Origin of the sequence: Allomuricauda sp. CAU 1633 (assembly GCF_017313225.1) — a bacterium.
Taxonomy (GTDB): domain Bacteria; phylum Bacteroidota; class Bacteroidia; order Flavobacteriales; family Flavobacteriaceae; genus Flagellimonas.
In genome coordinates, this window is the sequence record NZ_JAFLNE010000001.1 from 242,927 (window position 1) to 259,434 (window position 16,508).

Annotated in this window: 13 protein-coding genes; 6 read left to right on the forward strand and 7 right to left on the reverse strand. The window is 43.0% G+C overall.

Features of this window, described 5'->3' with window-relative positions; genetic code table 11:
• Positions 1-29 precede the first annotated feature (29 nt).
• The 3 genes from J0X14_RS01055 to J0X14_RS01065 are packed head-to-tail and all read left to right on the forward strand — an operon-like array spanning position 30 to position 2,344.
• Positions 30-1,151 carry a CNNM domain-containing protein gene (locus J0X14_RS01055; RefSeq protein ID WP_207095911.1) on the forward strand — a complete coding sequence of 374 codons (1,122 nt, stop codon included), beginning with the start codon at positions 30-32 and terminating at the stop codon, positions 1,149-1,151.
• A complete protein-coding gene (locus J0X14_RS19160) occupies positions 1,151-1,621 on the forward strand; it encodes a methylated-DNA--[protein]-cysteine S-methyltransferase (protein ID WP_207095912.1) in 471 nt (156 codons plus the stop codon). Before J0X14_RS01055 ends, J0X14_RS19160 begins: the two co-directional genes overlap by 1 nt.
• Positions 1,622-1,630: 9 nt before the next feature.
• The gene (locus J0X14_RS01065; RefSeq protein WP_207095913.1) at positions 1,631-2,344 is read left to right on the forward strand and encodes a 3'-5' exonuclease; all 714 of its coding nucleotides are present in this window, start codon (positions 1,631-1,633) and stop codon (positions 2,342-2,344) included.
• Between the two features lie 138 nt (positions 2,345-2,482).
• On the opposite strand, the gene J0X14_RS01070 is transcribed toward J0X14_RS01065, so the two are convergent.
• Positions 2,483-4,678 (reverse strand): S8 family serine peptidase, encoded by a 2,196-nt coding sequence (locus tag J0X14_RS01070; RefSeq protein ID WP_207095914.1) that lies wholly within the window; start codon positions 4,676-4,678, stop codon positions 2,483-2,485.
• Positions 4,679-4,862: 184 nt separating this feature from the next.
• Complete coding sequence (locus J0X14_RS01075; RefSeq protein WP_207095915.1) at positions 4,863-7,592, reverse strand: M14 metallopeptidase family protein; 2,730 nt, start codon at positions 7,590-7,592, stop codon at positions 4,863-4,865.
• A 134-nt stretch (positions 7,593-7,726) separates the two neighbouring features.
• Here J0X14_RS01075 and hflX point away from each other — a divergent pair, with 134 nt between their 5' ends.
• Positions 7,727-8,938, forward strand: coding sequence for a GTPase HflX (hflX, locus tag J0X14_RS01080; protein ID WP_207095916.1), 1,212 nt, complete (start codon positions 7,727-7,729; stop codon positions 8,936-8,938).
• Between the two features lie 320 nt (positions 8,939-9,258).
• Here hflX and J0X14_RS01085 read toward each other — a convergent pair whose 3' ends face one another.
• Complete coding sequence (locus J0X14_RS01085; protein WP_207095917.1) at positions 9,259-10,191, reverse strand: DUF3078 domain-containing protein; 933 nt, start codon at positions 10,189-10,191, stop codon at positions 9,259-9,261.
• A gap of 258 nt (positions 10,192-10,449) precedes the next feature.
• Between J0X14_RS01085 and J0X14_RS01090 the strand changes: the two genes are divergently transcribed.
• Both J0X14_RS01090 and J0X14_RS01095 read left to right on the forward strand, forming a co-directional pair.
• Positions 10,450-12,009 carry an Ig-like domain-containing protein gene (locus J0X14_RS01090; protein WP_207095918.1) on the forward strand — a complete coding sequence of 520 codons (1,560 nt, stop codon included), beginning with the start codon at positions 10,450-10,452 and terminating at the stop codon, positions 12,007-12,009.
• A 227-nt stretch (positions 12,010-12,236) separates the two neighbouring features.
• Positions 12,237-13,748 (forward strand): IPT/TIG domain-containing protein, encoded by a 1,512-nt coding sequence (locus tag J0X14_RS01095; RefSeq protein WP_207095919.1) that lies wholly within the window; start codon positions 12,237-12,239, stop codon positions 13,746-13,748.
• Between the two features lie 49 nt (positions 13,749-13,797).
• Here J0X14_RS01095 and J0X14_RS01100 read toward each other — a convergent pair whose 3' ends face one another.
• From J0X14_RS01100 to J0X14_RS01115, 4 genes are all read right to left on the reverse strand, one after another.
• The gene (locus J0X14_RS01100) at positions 13,798-14,304 is read right to left on the reverse strand and encodes a DUF2480 family protein (protein WP_207095920.1); all 507 of its coding nucleotides are present in this window, start codon (positions 14,302-14,304) and stop codon (positions 13,798-13,800) included.
• 125 nt (positions 14,305-14,429) lie between these two features.
• On the reverse strand, positions 14,430-14,759 hold the full coding sequence (locus tag J0X14_RS01105; RefSeq protein ID WP_207095921.1) for a DUF59 domain-containing protein: 330 nt from the start codon (positions 14,757-14,759) through the stop codon (positions 14,430-14,432).
• A gap of 6 nt (positions 14,760-14,765) precedes the next feature.
• Positions 14,766-15,188, reverse strand: coding sequence for a SufE family protein (locus tag J0X14_RS01110; protein WP_207095922.1), 423 nt, complete (start codon positions 15,186-15,188; stop codon positions 14,766-14,768).
• A 72-nt stretch (positions 15,189-15,260) separates the two neighbouring features.
• A complete protein-coding gene (locus tag J0X14_RS01115) occupies positions 15,261-16,487 on the reverse strand; it encodes an aminotransferase class V-fold PLP-dependent enzyme (protein ID WP_207095923.1) in 1,227 nt (408 codons plus the stop codon).
• Positions 16,488-16,508 lie beyond the last annotated feature (21 nt).

Sequence of the window (16,508 nt, forward strand, 5' to 3'; positions counted from 1 at the left end):
TCGCTATCTTGGTACTCAAGATCTAGCCTATGGGACTTCTGCTGTTTTATGCCCTTATTTCCATTTTCTTTTCATTTCTGTGCTCCATTTTGGAAGCCGTGCTGTTGAGTATTACCCCAACCTTTATTAACGTAAAAAAACAAGAGGGAAAGGACTATGGTGCCACTTTGGAATCTTTAAAGAAGGATGTGGACAAACCCTTGATTGCCATCCTTACCCTCAATACAGTTGCCCATACCGTGGGAGCTATTCTGGTAGGGGTACAAGCTAAAGCTGCCTACGCTGAGCTTTATGGGTCCACACAACGCACTGTTTTAGGGTTTCAGCTGACGGAAGATGTAATGGTAGGAATTGTCTCTACCCTCATGACCATTTTGATTTTGGTCGCTTCTGAAATCATTCCCAAAACTATTGGCGCCACCTATTGGAAACAATTGGCCAATTTTACTGCTAAAGCGCTTACCATAATGGTTTTTGTTCTCAAATGGACGGGATTATTATGGTTGTTGCAGCTTTTCACCAAATTGATTGGAAAAAAAGGCCACCATGGTAGTGTGTTAAGCAGGGAAGATTTTACGGCGATGACCGATATTGCCCACGAAGAAGGTGTTTTTCAGGAATCCGAATCCAAGGTCATCAAGAACCTTTTAAAGTTTGATGAAATCCTGGCCAAAGATGTGATGACACCCAGAACCGTAATGAAAATTGCATCCGAAGATAAAAGTATTCATGATTTTTTTGAGACCAATCAACCGCTCAGGTTTTCCAGAATCCCGCTGTACAAAGACCGCATGGACAACATAACCGGTTTCTTTTTAAAGGATGAGCTTATGGAGGCCATTATCAACAAAAGAGGATCAGAGAAACTATCCACTTTAAAGCGGGAAATACTCGTTTCCAACCGAAGTATTCCCATCCCAGAACTTTTTGAAAAGTTTGTAGAGAAGAGAGAGCAGGTTTCATTGGTGGTGGATGAGTACGGTTCGGTAAGTGGCCTGGTAACCATGGAAGACGTTATTGAAACCTTGCTCGGTTTAGAGATTATGGATGAAAGCGACAACGTGGAAGACCTTCAAATGCTGGCCAGACAGAACTGGGAGACTCGGGCCAAGCGATTGGGAATTATTGAAGGTAAACGTAAACTAAAGTAGTGGAAATTGCTTATTTACAAACACCTATAGGTTTAGCAGAGTTTCATGGCGATGAAGATGGACTTGCCTCAGTATCCGTATTGGATGAAATAAAACCTATTGGTATAGTTCCTGAAGTTTTGGAGGATGCCGTCTATCAATTTCGAGAATATTTTGAAGGTACCCGCCAACTATTCGACCTTAAACTCAACCCCACTGGAACCGATTTTCAAAAAAGGGTTTGGGAAGCCCTTCTAGAAATTCCTTTTGGAAAAACCATTTCTTATTTAGAACTTTCCAAACAACTGGGCGATGTAAAGGCCATACGTGCAGTAGCCTCGGCCAATGGTAAAAATCCGCTCTGGATCGTGGTTCCCTGTCATCGTGTTATAGGGAGCAACGGAGACCTCACTGGATATGCAGGTGGACTGCATAGAAAAAAATGGTTGTTGGAACATGAGAGTCCTGCCAAGCAGACGACGCTCTTTTAATATTTTACCATGCTTTACAAACTTAACCTGGAACATATCCTATTTTTGGATATAGAAACCGTACCCCAAAAACCAAGTTTCACTGATTTGGATGAAGTTGCCCAAACCCTTTGGGAGCAAAAATCCCAGTATCAGCGCAAAGAAGAGTTTACCGCCGAAGAGTTTTACGAACGTGCCGGAATTTGGGCGGAATTCGGAAAAATTATTTGTATTTCTGTGGGCTATTTTACACACAAAGGCGATGTCCGCAGTTTTAGGGTCACCTCCTTTCATGGAGGCGAAACTCAAATCCTGACTCAATTTAAGCAGCTACTGAAAGACCATTTTAGTCAGGCCAAGCATCTACTTTGTGCGCATAATGGTAAGGAGTTCGACTTTCCCTACATCGCCCGAAGAATGGTCATCAATGGCATCAATCTGCCCTACAAATTGGACCTTTTTGGGAAAAAGCCGTGGGAAGTCCCCCATCTGGACACCATGGAACTCTGGAAATTTGGGGACTACAAACACTATACGTCCCTGAAACTCTTGGCACATGTGTTGGGCATTCCATCCCCCAAGGAAGATATGGACGGCAGTATGGTAAAGGATGTATACTATGAGGAAAAAGACTTAGACCGAATCATTTCGTATTGCGAATTGGATGTGGTGACCACGGCTCAAGTTTTTCTTCGCATGCGTAATGAGGAGTTACTATCGGATGAAGAGATTAAGAAGATTTGATTTTTGGTGAAAGGCAAAGGGTGAGATGTTTGACACGCCTGCCTGCGGCAGGCAGGAATTTCACAAATGAACTCGAATATTTTTATCTGAAATCCTGTCTCTTGATTCTTGAGCTTGCACTTGAAACTTGAACTTCTATCAATTCTTATAAAACTTCGTGCTTCTGGCTCCCCCGTGGTCCTGTACCAACAACACATACAGCCCGGAAGCAAGGGAAGAAACATTAATGGCCTCCTCTACCTTTCCTTTTTTAATCACATTACCTGAAGTAGTAACAATGGAGTACTGCGCATCTGGGGATAATTGGGCCTGAACCGACAAATAGTTCACCGCTGGATTGGGATAAACCGCCACTTGAAAGTCTTGGGAATAGCTTAACGGTTCGTATTCCAAAGCTTCGGTGTCCTTCCCATTGAACTCAAACTGAAACACATCTGAAAATTCAGATACGGCATTCTCGGTGCAGATGGAACGGACTTGTACTTCGTACACGTTGCCTACTTCCAAATTGGAAAGCTCAAAACTGTTTTCCCATATCAATTCACTGTTCCAAGCATTGGCATCCACTGCTTTATATTGAATCTCGAAAAGTGTTTCTTGGGCTTCTGACCAGCTTATAGTAGAATTTTCATTGGTTGAAGCCACCAATTCCACATCCGAAGGAATTGCAATGGAACATTCGGAAATCTGAGCACCTGAAACAATCAGGGAAAAATCCTGAAAACCATTCGTCAAGCTTCCCTTGTGTGAAATGGTGATGGTATATTGTCCACGTGCATTATCAATTTCAACCCGTTCATAAGGGTCTACAGCGTTGTCTCCACGAGTTGCAGCATCGGTAGCCCTTGCTGGATTTAATTTCCAAGGAAAAAAGGTCTCTCCAGACTTGGTAATCCTAATATCCAAATCGTTCATCAAGGCGGGGGTTGTGCCGTTCATCTCTCCTCTGTTGATGTATTCTCCCTCTGGGTCAGTCCAAGACAAAGAGGCCACTAGTGGTTCAGAACCATTGGCTACCACCGTAAATGAAACCGTTTCACCATCTGCCAAACTTTCTTCGTTAACAATTGTAGTGTATTCCTTATTTTGAAGTACCTCAGCGGCAGCTTTGGCATTCATTACACCCCATCCCATTTTATAATCTGGGCCTTGGGCATCAACATCATCAGCAGTGTGCAGTGCCAATCCTTTAAGTGTAGCTGCTTTCATATAGGACCCAAAAAGTTCTTCATGGTATTGTTGCAACAACAAAAGTGATCCTGTAACACCGGGTGCAGCCATGGAAGTTCCTGATGAAGTTTGATAGCTTGTGTTATTTTCTGAGCTTGTGGAAAGAATATTGGAGCCATCGCCGGCCAAATCGGGTTTAATACGACCATCATCCATTGGTCCGAAGCTACTATATCCGGCCACTTTAGCCTCCTTCAATTCGCCTTTATTTCCAATCTCCGTATTCGCTCCAGCAATGGTCAATCCATTTTTGGTCGTGGTGAAACCCAACAACAAATCGAAACCATCCGCTGTTTTGCCAAAATTTGGGGTTGCATTGTCATAGGATTTTTGATTGTTCCCAGCAGCGGTCACCATCAAATAATAAGGTGCGTTGTACATAATTCGGTCCCAATCTTGTGCTACTTTAATGTAAGCCCCAAAATACCAATCGGGCACACGGTCCGACAAAATTCCGTAGGAATGATTGCTTAATAATAGCCCATTCGCCGCTGCTTCTGCCACCTCAATTTTGTCCCGGGTCCAATCATGGGTTAAAGCTCTTGCTCCATATGCTACGCCCTTGGCACTAGCCTGAATTCCTGAAGAAATCAGGTTGCCCGTTACCAACGTTGCGTGCAGACTAATTTCATCCGTATGGTCTGCATTTGTGGCGCGGGAATCAAATTCCTGATGGGTTGGTAGTGCGGCTCCGGCATCCCAAACACCTACTTCCATACCTGCTCCGTTCAACCCTAAGTTTAAGAGTCCATCTGCATAAAGCGTATGCGCTCGGGCGGTCTGTGTGGAAGGGTCATTAAGGGTAGTATAAAAAAGAGGAGTGCCATCGGTTCCGATGTCTTTCAATTCAATTTGTGAGCCATTACTGGATTTTTCAGATTTGTTCCAGCCATTGGACTTGAGAAGTTGTTGTATTCTTTCATTTTTAGTTTGATGCTCCTCTTCCATTTCAGAAATAATGGAAGCCATTTTACCTTGATTGTAAACAGACTTAATATGTTCCTTAGCACTTTTGGATTGACCAATTGCTGAACACATGCCCAAAACTGCAAAAAAAATGGAGAAGATTACTGCCTTAGCCCCTGTAGGAAATCTGTAGTCCATAGTAAGTTTAGGTAAGATTTGGACTACGAATATATTTCTAGAGCCTTATAGTATCGATAAAACCATGGTTTTTTCGATGAAATGCACGCTCCTTTTCCTAAACCTGTTGTGAAAATTAACTTTTCTGTGGTGTGGTATTTTTCTTTCTTGTGTTTTGTTGATTTCTTTCAAAAAAGCAATCGCACTAGTTTGATGATTTCTTATCCTCAGACTTGGGAGTTGATTCAATAATTTTCCACTTTTCATCAGACTCCGGATTGGCCTTCGCTACTCCATTGGTATACAACAGCGCGTTGAACAAGGTTCTATACGTTCCCATGGGTTGACCACGCCATTGGGGTTGGTACCCAAACAGCAAAACGCGACCATTCCCATGTTTAACATCCAATGCAGTGGACTTACCATTCATGTACTCCTCACCTACAAGATATCCAGACATAAGAGGTGATCCCTTCTCCTGATATTTAGCCAAAACCTCTCCTTCAAACTCCTCAAGTGTACTAAAAATAGGGCTGTCATAAACAAATATACTGGCATCCTTTTGCATACCTGCCATAACCGGATGGGTTGGATTGGTCGCTACCTGAACAATGGAGCCACCTGTAAAGAATTTGGCTCGGTCTACTTTATCTACAACATTCTTAACTGGCAAGTGAAGTGCCTCAATGGCAAAGTTTGAACTTCTGTTCAAAGCGATCAGGGTTCCGCCTTGTTCCACAAAGGCATTCAGGTTCCGTATTCCTTGAGTCCCCAATCCCCCTGTGTATTGTGGTGGAGCGCTTCCTGGTTGAATCCCATTTTCAATAGTCCCTGGCCTATCCGAAGCCATGACGATAACATCAAAGCGGTCCTTTAAATTCCCGGTCATAAAATCAGAATCACGGATACTGGTATATGGAATCCCAAAGTTATCCAATAGCCATCGCGTCCAACCCATATCCATGCTTGCCGTCCAAGGTCGGTACACTGCAATTCTGGATTTCACCTGAGCTGATCCAGACCCAGAGCCTAAAACCCCATTGATGGCAAAATCATTAACCCAGCTTTGCATTTCAGTACGACTAGCTCCCCTCACTCCATATTTTCTTGTTTTTGCATCATAGTAAATGGGTAACCCTTTGGTCATGGCTTCTCCGAGCACTCGAAAACTATTGTTTTCTGCCGGGTCCAACCACAAGGTATTACCACTACCCCGAAGTGTTCCGGGCAACGGCTTGATTCCGGCTGCGACCTTATCCGTATCAAATCCGGCTCCGGGTGCAAAGTCAAATTTGTTCAAATCTTCGGTTTCATCATCAGTGGTGGTCAAAGCGGTGCCTTCCACGGGATTTAAAGCGGCTTTAAATTCTTCGGATAGCGGAACCATCCCGGTCACCACATCAACCTCCATCTGAAAAGGCAAGGTCCAACCGGCTGCATCATACGGTTGCTCTAGCGGCCCATCAGGAGATTCCCGAAGGTCTGGATACACCTGCACATCCAATACCTGTCGAATCATTTCCGCAAATTCTTGATCCATCGGTATCACCCATGTCCCCTTTGGATAGGTTACCCCAGAATATTCCATGGATTTTTCCAATTGGGAAATTTGAGCTCCGTTGAAGGCCAATCGTTTCAGCAACTCCACAGGACGGACAGGGTCTCGTTGCTTTTGAGGGATAATGTAGGCAAATGGAGGCTCTTTGCGGTACTTTTCAATAGCGGTAATCGCGGATTGATACTTATTAAAAAGCAATGTCTCTTTATATTTGGCCGAATAATCCAAAACAGCAATGGATGCTGTTTGCATGTATTGCATGGCATCCCTCAATCGCCACCAACCTCCTTTCCAGGGGCTGTTGTAGAGGGATTCCACCCTGAAATCCTTACGCTCTTCAGGAAAATCCTGAATGGTATAAAAATAAGGTGTGGCATATCTATACAAAGCTGTTTCAGTCCAAAATGCGGGGATATTCTGCATCACGGGCAGATAATCAATATACCCAGGGTACCAAGCATCAAAGCCTTTACCCATATGAACAGCTCCCGGTAAACCTTCGGTTTCCAGTTCTTGTGCCATTGCCATGCCAATCATATTCACTTCCCTAGCCACAATAGGTGGGGATTGGGGAGCAATTGGTTCGGCAAACGGGGGTAACCAAATTCGAGTGGGAAAGGGTGAGGATTGATGGTGCACATGGATGACGTTGGGCTCCCACTCGCGCCATGTTCTACCCACTACCCTTGATTCCAACATATTGAGCATGTACGCATCCCGGTTATTGTCGTGCCCCACATATTTTTGATAAAGCCAAGGCGTCCGGGCTGTTTCATAAGGCGTTCCTACATTGGACATGTACCAATTGGCAATGATGTTCTGTCCATCAGGGTTGAGCGATGGCCAAAGCACCAAGATTACATTATCCAAAATAGGTTTGAATTTTTTAGTGTCCGCTTCACTTATAATTTGATAGGCCAAGGTGATGATATGTTGTGCCCCCGCCACTTCGGAAGCATGCAATCCCCCACTGATGTCCACAATCGCCTTACCTTCTTCGGCCAATTGTTGTGCTTCTTGCTTAGTCATCCCTTTGGGATGGGCCAACTTTTGGGAAATGTCTTTGTAATGGTCCAGTTTCGCCAAATTTTCTTTGGATGAAATCAGCACGTAGTACCATGTACGCCCTTCAGAAGTTTTACCAGTTTCCCGCATTTGAACCAAATCACTTGCAGCATCCAATTTCTTGAAGTAGTCAATAGATTGCTCATACGTTGCCAGGTGAAAATCAGAGCCCACTTCAAACCCAATTACATCCTCCGGTTTGGGAATGGAAGGGTCTTGTGCAAAAAGACATAAGGGTAACAAGGCCATCAAAAAGAATATCTTTCTAAGATGAGTACATTTTCCAACTAAGGTGAAATCAATCTGAAACATGTTGTAGAGCAAGGTTGGTTTAAGCGTTTCAAGATAGGAAACAATACTGTTTTTCTGGATGAGGATTTCATAAAAAGAAGGGTGAAAAAATGTGCTTTCAAAACATTGCTTAGATTTGCACTTTAATTGATTGTATGCTAGAAAAGAAGGCCATAGAATATGAAAAGGCGGTGCTCATCGGAGTCATAAATCAAAGTCAAGATGAGACCAAGGTGACCGAATATTTGGATGAACTGGAATTTTTGACCTATACTGCTGGTGGGGAAGTGGAAAAACGGTTTGTACAACGGGTAGAGGTGCCCAATCCCAAAACCTACATCGGTTCTGGTAAAATGGAGGAGGTAGAACGCTATGTAAAAGAACATGAAATTGGCTCCGTGATTTTTGATGATGAGCTTACTCCTGCCCAACAAAACAACATTGAAAAAATATTGCGTTGCAAGATACTGGACCGGACAGGTCTTATCCTTGATATTTTTGCGCAACGTGCCCAGACAAGCTACGCCCGCACACAAGTGGAATTGGCTCAATACGAATATCTTTTACCGAGGTTGACCGGACTTTGGACGCACTTGGAGCGCCAACGTGGTGGTATTGGAATGCGAGGTCCGGGTGAAACGGAGATTGAAACGGATAGACGTATTGTTCGTGACCGAATTGCGCTGCTCAAGAAAAAGTTGGTGAAAATAGACCGGCAAATGGAGACTCAGCGTGGTAATCGTGGTGCTTTGGTGCGTGTGGCCCTGATAGGATACACCAACGTGGGGAAATCCACATTGATGAACGTCATCAGCAAGAGCGACGTCTTTGCCGAAAACAAACTTTTCGCCACTTTGGATACCACAGTTCGGAAAGTGGTCATTGGCAATCTGCCCTTTTTGTTGAGTGATACGGTGGGTTTCATCCGAAAGTTGCCCACGCAATTGGTGGAAAGTTTTAAAAGTACCTTGGACGAAGTAAGGGAAGCAGATTTGTTGTTGCATGTGGTAGATATTTCACATCCCAACTTTGAAGAGCATATTGCTTCGGTGAACCAAATTTTGGATGAAATCAAAAGTTCGGACAAAAAAACCATTATGGTTTTCAACAAGATTGATCAATACCAACCCGAGACCATTGATGAAGATGATCTTGTTACCGAACGTACCTCGGCCCATTTTACCATTGAGGATTGGAAAAATACGTGGTTCAACAAAATTGGGGATCGGGCCATTTTTATTTCAGCCTTGAATAAGGAAAACCTGGATGAATTTAGAAAACGTGTCTACGATGAAGTTAGGGACATCCATGTGACACGCTTTCCGTACAATAACTTTTTGTACCCGGAGCATTTAGATCAATATTAAAACACCAATAGGCAAAGTGCTTCGCATCTTCGATGAATTGCTTATAACCCTTTCGGTTACCACAAATTTTGTAGACTTCACAACAAAAATTTAAAGGATAACCACTTAAAAACTACTTTCAAACTGTTTTTAAGCCTTTAGTGTCCGAATGCGATCTTATGATCTTAACCTACTTTTGGCCATGGACTTAAAAACATTGAAAAATCATATTTCACCCCACAAAAAAGCCCTCTTAAAGAGGGCTTTTTTCGTTTCTGAAGAATTTTATATCGTCCATTTGAGCAATTCCTGCCTACGGCTGGCTGGTGTGTCAGATTGTTTTAAAACTTATAACTCAGCCCTAAGGTCCAATAGGTTTGTAATTCATTGTCAATGGTATCAAAGGTAGCACTAGGGTCGGGAGTAGGTGCATTATTGACGATGTAGTTTAGGGTCTCCTGCTTGTTGCTTCGCAGACCAAAATCAAAACCAACCCCGATCATTTTCCATAAGGTGTAGGAAAACGAGTTGGTCCATGTCCAGTTACTTAAATCCCCACTTTTATAACTTTGAAACATAGAAAGGTTGCTTTTAAAGCTCACCACACCAATCTGTTTCGTATAGTCAGCAACAATCTTCGCTCCAAAGGAAGACTCAAAAATGGTATCTTCTTTGCTGAACACAAAATTGTAGTTCAGGGGGTGCATCACTACCACCAAATCAGGAATAGGCGTCCAAGTGGCACCAATACCCAAATCCAAATAACCGGGGTCATTAAAGTTGCTCAAAATAGTGGTTCGATATTCCGCTAAGGTAGAAATCGCAAATTTTTCACTCAATTTCCTACCATATAATGATGAGATATTAAAAACATCCGTAGTCTGCCTGAACCTATCATCATCGTTTGGGTCATCCTTATCATCCAATTTTACCCAAGCAAGGTTAAGATTGGCTGCATTTCTCCAAAAGAATTTATCTTCCTGTAAATTGGCAAAGGCATTTACCGTAAAACCGATATTGCCCGATGAGTTATTTGGAATGCCCTGCGCAAACCAATTATTAAAATTGGATAGGCTTCCACCAATGGTGCCAAAGGCTCCTATTTTCCAACCTGGGAGCGCATCCAATTGAGCTTGAAGTGCATCAACCCTTCCTTGGATGGCCGCTATGGAATCTTTTTTTGGAGCCATCTCTGCTTTAATTTCTTCAGCAGTTTGTGCTTGTACTGAAACAAGGGTGAAGAACACCCCTGTGGCAAAAAGTAGTTTTTTCATAGTATGAGGTTTAGAGTTTAGAACCCCAAAAGTAAGAAATGTCACCATTTTAGTTGTGCAATTCAAAAATCAGCATTCTGTAATAAGGTTCTTGAAATTTAGAACTTGTACTTGACCCACATTACGTATTCATAATTGTTCATTGCTTCATGTTAACTACTCATCCATCAACCCATAACAATCATAGGTAAGATCACCTCCCCCAAACATATAATAATAATCCATCTTGCTCTGTATTAACCCAAAAAATAAGGAAAAATGAAAATTAGAAATCTTTTCTGGGGAGCCATTGCCATGGTCGCCCTATGGTCATGCGAGCCGAATGAGCCTGACTCCATTTATAGAAATACGGCACCTATAATAAACGACCAAAGTTTTAGTGCCAGGGAAGACATCCCAGACACTTATATCTTCGGAACCGTAACGGCCAAAGACGAGGTAGACAATGACAGAATCACCTTCAGTATCCATAACGATGAGGCCGGTCTCTTTGAAATTTCACCTTCAGGTAATCTAAGTCTGATCCAAGGGGGAAGTCTTGATTTCGAAACCTCCGAAGCCCATACAATAACCGTAAGGGCCTACGATGGCATTGTGGGCAGGTACGCCGACATTACCATAAAAGTAGAAGATGTGGAACCTGAACCTGACTCTCCAACCGTTGTACTGCAAAAGGAAACACTGGAATTGTTTGCAGGTGATATGGAAATTCTGACTGCATCAACAACCAATGCGGATGGACTTACCATTGGTTGGACCTCGGACAATGAGGATGTGGCCACTGTGGACCAAGATGGGAACGTTACCGCAGTAAGTGTGGGTACAGCCATAATTACCGCCACTTTGGCGAAGTCTTCTTCAATTGCCACCGTAACGGTTGTGCCCAGCGTTTATGTAGCTGGTTTTGACCTTTCTGGAAATAACGACGTTGCCGTTTTATGGAAGAATGGCGAAGCGAACAACCTTACTGATGGCACCAACAATGCAAGAGCATCCTCGGTTTTTGTTGACGACAACGGAATATTTCATGTGGTTGGTCATGAGTTTATCAATGGGGTTAAAGTTGCCATGCTATGGGAACCAGAAGGCGAAAACATCAAAGCCACCCCTCTTTCCAATCCTGCGAATGAAGCTGAAGCGCAATCGATTTTTATCAATGAAAATGGCATTAGATTTATAGTGGGCTATGAGCTCCACAATGGTACTAGGGATGCTATGTTATGGAGAAACCAAGTGGCCAATGTAGTTTCAAATGGTTCCAGCAATGCATATGCCCATGAGGTTTATGTAGACGGCACCGACGTTTATATTGTTGGAAGTCAATCCATTAATGGAACCAAGGCGGCCATACTGTGGTTTAACGACCAAGTCATTGGCCTAACTGATGGTTCTTCGGAAGCCCAAGCCAATTCTGTATTTGTACAAAATGGTAATGTTTATGTAGCTGGTCAACAAGATATCGGTGGCTTTAAGGCATTACTTTGGGATAGCAGTCAACCCAATCCTACTGCGCTTACTAATATTAACGATGGTGTCGCTAGTTCTGTAACTGGAAATGGAACAGACATCTTTGTAGCTGGAACGCAGACAAATGCCCAAAACCAGTTGTTAGCCACTTTATGGACAAATGGCTCTCCAACCGTATTAGCCAATGGAGTTATGGGAGATTCAGCCGCAAGGTCTGTTTTTCTTAACGACACGGATGTCTATTTAACTGGATATCAGATTGAAAATGGAGTGTATATGGCAAAATTATGGGTGAATGGTGCACAAATTGACCTTGGAGTTGGATTTGGAACTTCTGTTTTTGTAAAATAGTATAACCCATTTATTCTCGAAACTAAAAAATCCCGGCTTGGCCGGGATTTTTGATTTGTGCAGGTTTTACCGTACATCGGAAAACGATACAATCAGCTACATCAATCCAAACAAGGCATTGGTCAATTGCTTCTGTAGCCCTATCCCTATTTGCCTTTTATTTATCATGTTAACCATTAATTTATGTTATGAAAAAAATTGCGCTTTTAGCATCAATCATGTTTTGTATGGGACTGACCATCCTTTCCTGTTCAAAAGATGATAGCTCTAATGAACCTGTACAACAAGAACCAAAAATCAAAAGTTTTAGCCCAACCAGTGGGCCGGTGGGCACACAGATTACCATTGACGGCGAGAATTTCGGTACTACCGCCTCTGCCAACACCGTGAAAATAGGTGCAGTCACAGCTACCATAGTCGGCACTCCTACGGCGAAACAGATAAAAGCCACCATACCACAAGGAGCCATCACGGAAAAGGTGAGTGTTACAGTAGGGGGTAAGACGGTAACAACAACCGACTTGTTTACGATTACGGGAGTTTCAAATCCAACAAGTATCTCGCTTAACAAAAGCACCTTAGCATTATTCACCTTTGATAGTGAAACCCTAGTACCAACCATTACAGGTGATGGCAGTGCAGCGGATATCGAGTGGAGTTCAGATGATGAAGCAATAGCTACAGTCGATGAAAATGGTAACGTTACTGGAATATCTGAAGGAACTGCAATAATTACAGCAGATTTAGGCAACGACGTGAACGTTGCTTGTACAGTAAATATCAGCGCCAGTGTTTTTGCCGTGGGATATGAGGAAATAAATGGTATAGCCGTTGCTAAAATTTGGAAAAATGGCGTTGCTACAAATTTAACCGATGGTACTGCATTTGGTGCGGCAACATCGGTATTCGTAGATGGAAGCGACATTTACGCATGCGGCATTGTGTCAGGTGAAAATGATATCCCTACTGCCCAAGTTTGGAAAAACGGAGAACATTTATACACCCTTACAGATCCAAGCAACTTTGGTGTGGCGCATTCAATTTATGTTTTTGAAGGGGATATTTATGTGGCAGGTAGTGAAACCAATGAAAATGATACTGCTATAGCCAACATCTGGAAAAATGGAAGTTTATTTGGTGCCTTAACGGACGATAGTGTAGAAGGGGCCCTAGCGTCTGAAATATTTGTCAACGCCACTGGCATTTATACTGCAGGATATGAGGAGAGTGTACAACATGAAAATGGAACCCCAAAATTGTGGGAAGACAATACACAAATTGATTTGACCGATGAAACGTATCACGGCAGAGCATATTCGGTATATGCCGTAGCTTCCGATGTCTATGTGGCCGGTTATGAAGAAAATGAGAATGGAATTTGGATTGCCAAGTATTGGAAAAACGGAGTGGCAACAAATTTATCTGATGGTTCGCAAAATGCAGATGCTCAATCAATATTCGTTAAAGGCGAAGATGTTTATGTGGCTGGTAGCTATTATGAAGGTCAAGAAACATTCCAACAAGCGGTAGTTTGGAAAAATGGGACACCAACTAACATGGGTTCCATGGGTTCTGGTGCTTCCTCAGTATACGTTAATGGCGAGGATGTTTATGTGGGAGGTTTAGAACGGCTAGGTGAAAACTCATACGCCGTTGTTTGGAAAAATGGCACACCCATGGAACTTGAACTTACCGAAGGTGCAGGGGATTCAACTGTCCTTTCTATTTTTATAAAGTAAATAAATATCGTTTTAAGTAAAAAACCCGTATGCATGCATTACGGGTTTTTTATTTTTTCTTAAAAAGCGGCACCGAAGAACACGCCTCGCCATACATAACACTTTTGGCAACGGGTTGTATTTTTTCAATGGCCATAAGGTATGCATTCTTTGGAACAGGCTTTTTGGAGCAGCCTTTGATGATCACAGGCTTGTCCACATATGGAGAAACGTCCAAATTTTCAATAAGAGATTGATAAAGTGTTGTTTCCAAATCCTCCAAATTGCCAACCACCACTTTTTTGGCATAAGGGGTCAATTTGGATGCTACCAGCATAAAGGCCCATCCAGGCACAATGGCATCGGTGGAACACTGCAACGCAACATAGCTGTCTTGATAAGCAGACCAATCATGCGTATCAACATGGTTTCTGAACTCCTTTTCCCGTAAAATAATCCCTTCCAACAGCCAATCTTTAATATCCAGCACCTTTCGTTCCCCTTTTGGGTACAATTCCTCCAGATCAAAAGTGACCAGTTTGCTTTGGGCTACTCTGTTAATGATTTTCTCTTCCATACTGTCATTCCTGCGAAGGCAGGAATCTTTTTCAGGTTAATGGATTCCACACCTTGCTTCGACTCTGGTCAGCATACGTTTGGAATGACATAAAAACACCCCTAAAGTCCCCTCAAGGGGACAACTTATAGAAGTCCCAGCTCCAACTTCGCTTCCTCGCTCATCAGCTCTTGGGTCCATGGGGGATCAAAGGTGATTTCCACTTCAACGTCCTTAAGTTCGTCCAATGATTTTACTTTCTCCTCTACCTCTACTGGTAAACTTTCGGCAACCGGACAATTGGGCGATGTTAAGGTCATTAGAATCTTGACATCATAATCCTCATTCACGAACACATCGTAAATCAAGCCCAATTCATAAATGTCCACAGGAATCTCCGGGTCATAAATGGTCTTGAGAACCTTTACAATCTTCTCTCCCAAGTCTTGGGTATCTATAGTGATTTCTTCGCTCATTCTGTTCTAGTTTAATTGTGTCTGGTAAGCCACAGCATACAATTTCAATTGCTTTACCATGCTCACCAATCCATTGGCACGGGTTGGGGACAAATGCTCTTTCAATCCAATTTCGTCAATAAAAGCTGTATCGGCATCGATGATATCCTGCGGTTTCTGATTGCTGAATGCCCGTATCAAAATGGCAATAATCCCTTTGGTGATGATGGCATCACTATCCGAAGTGAAGACCAATTTGTCACCATCCAGTTCGGCATGTACCCAAACCTTGCTTTGGCAACCTTTAATAAGATTGTCATCAGTCTTATATTGTTCTTCGATCAAGGGAAGGGATTTGCCCAGTTCAATCATGTATTCGTAGCGCTGCATCCAGTCATCGAACATGGAGAACTCATCTATAATCTCTTCCTGTATCTCTTGTATGGTCATGCGTCAGGTTTCTTCAAAAGTACAACTCGTGCAGATGCGTATCAAGTCTTTAAGACAAAGATAACGAATCGGCTATTCCAACATGCTTTTGGCCCGTTTTACCCCTTCCACCAGCTTATCCACTTCTTCCTTGGTGTTATAAAAGCTGAAACTAGCCCGAACGGTACCTGGAATTTTATAAAAATCCATGATGGGTTGTGCACAATGGTGTCCAGTCCGAACGGCAATCCCCAATTTGTCCAAAATGGTGCCAATATCATACGGATGAATACCTTCGATATTAAAAGAAATCACGGAGGTTTTGCGTTTGGCTGTACCATAAATCCTTAGACCATCAATACTCAAGAGTTTCTGGGTCGCATACTCTACGAGCTCGTCCTCATAATGGGTAAGGGCTTCAAACCCAATATTGTTCAAGTAATCCAACGCGGCGCCAAAAGCAATTCCTCCGCAGATGTTCGGCGTACCAGCTTCAAACTTATGGGGCAAATCGGCATAGGTGGTCTTTTCAAAGGTAACCTCTGCAATCATTTCACCTCCACCTTGGTAGGGCGGCAATTTTTTGAGCCACTCTTCTTTTCCGTACAACATACCCACTCCTGTTGGTCCACACATTTTATGGGCCGAAACCACATAAAAGTCAACATCCAACGCTTGTAAATTGGGTTTGATATGGGCCGCTGCTTGCGCGCCGTCAATCAAAACCGCCGCACCCACTTTGTGGGCAGCCTCTATAATTTCTTCAATCGGATTGATGGTTCCCAAAGCGTTTGAAACATGGTTGCAGAACACCAACTTGGTTCTTTCGGACAACAACTTGTGATATTCCTCCATAATCAGTTCACCCTCCAAATTCATCGGAATGACTTTCAGGGTCGCTCCGGTGCGCTCGCATAGCATTTGCCACGGCACAATATTGGAATGGTGTTCCATAGCAGATACTACGACCTCATCCCCTTTCTTTAAAAAAGAGGTGAATCCCGTGGCCACCAAATTGATGCCATGGGTTGTACCCGAAGTAAAAATCACCTCTTGTGATTTTGCAATGTTGAAATGCTCCTGAATTTTCTTTCGGGCGATTTCATAGGCATCGGTAGCTTCTTGCGAAAGGCTATGCACCCCGCGATGGATATTGGCATTGTAACCTTGATAATAGTCCACAATCACATCTATGACCTGTTGCGGTGTTTGTGATGTTGCGGCATTGTCCAGATACACCAAAGGTTGTCCATTGACCTTTCGGTTGAGGATGGGAAAATCCTTTCGGATTGTGGCGATATCGAGCGTAGTTTGTATCATGAGTTTCCCGTTATGGGTGGT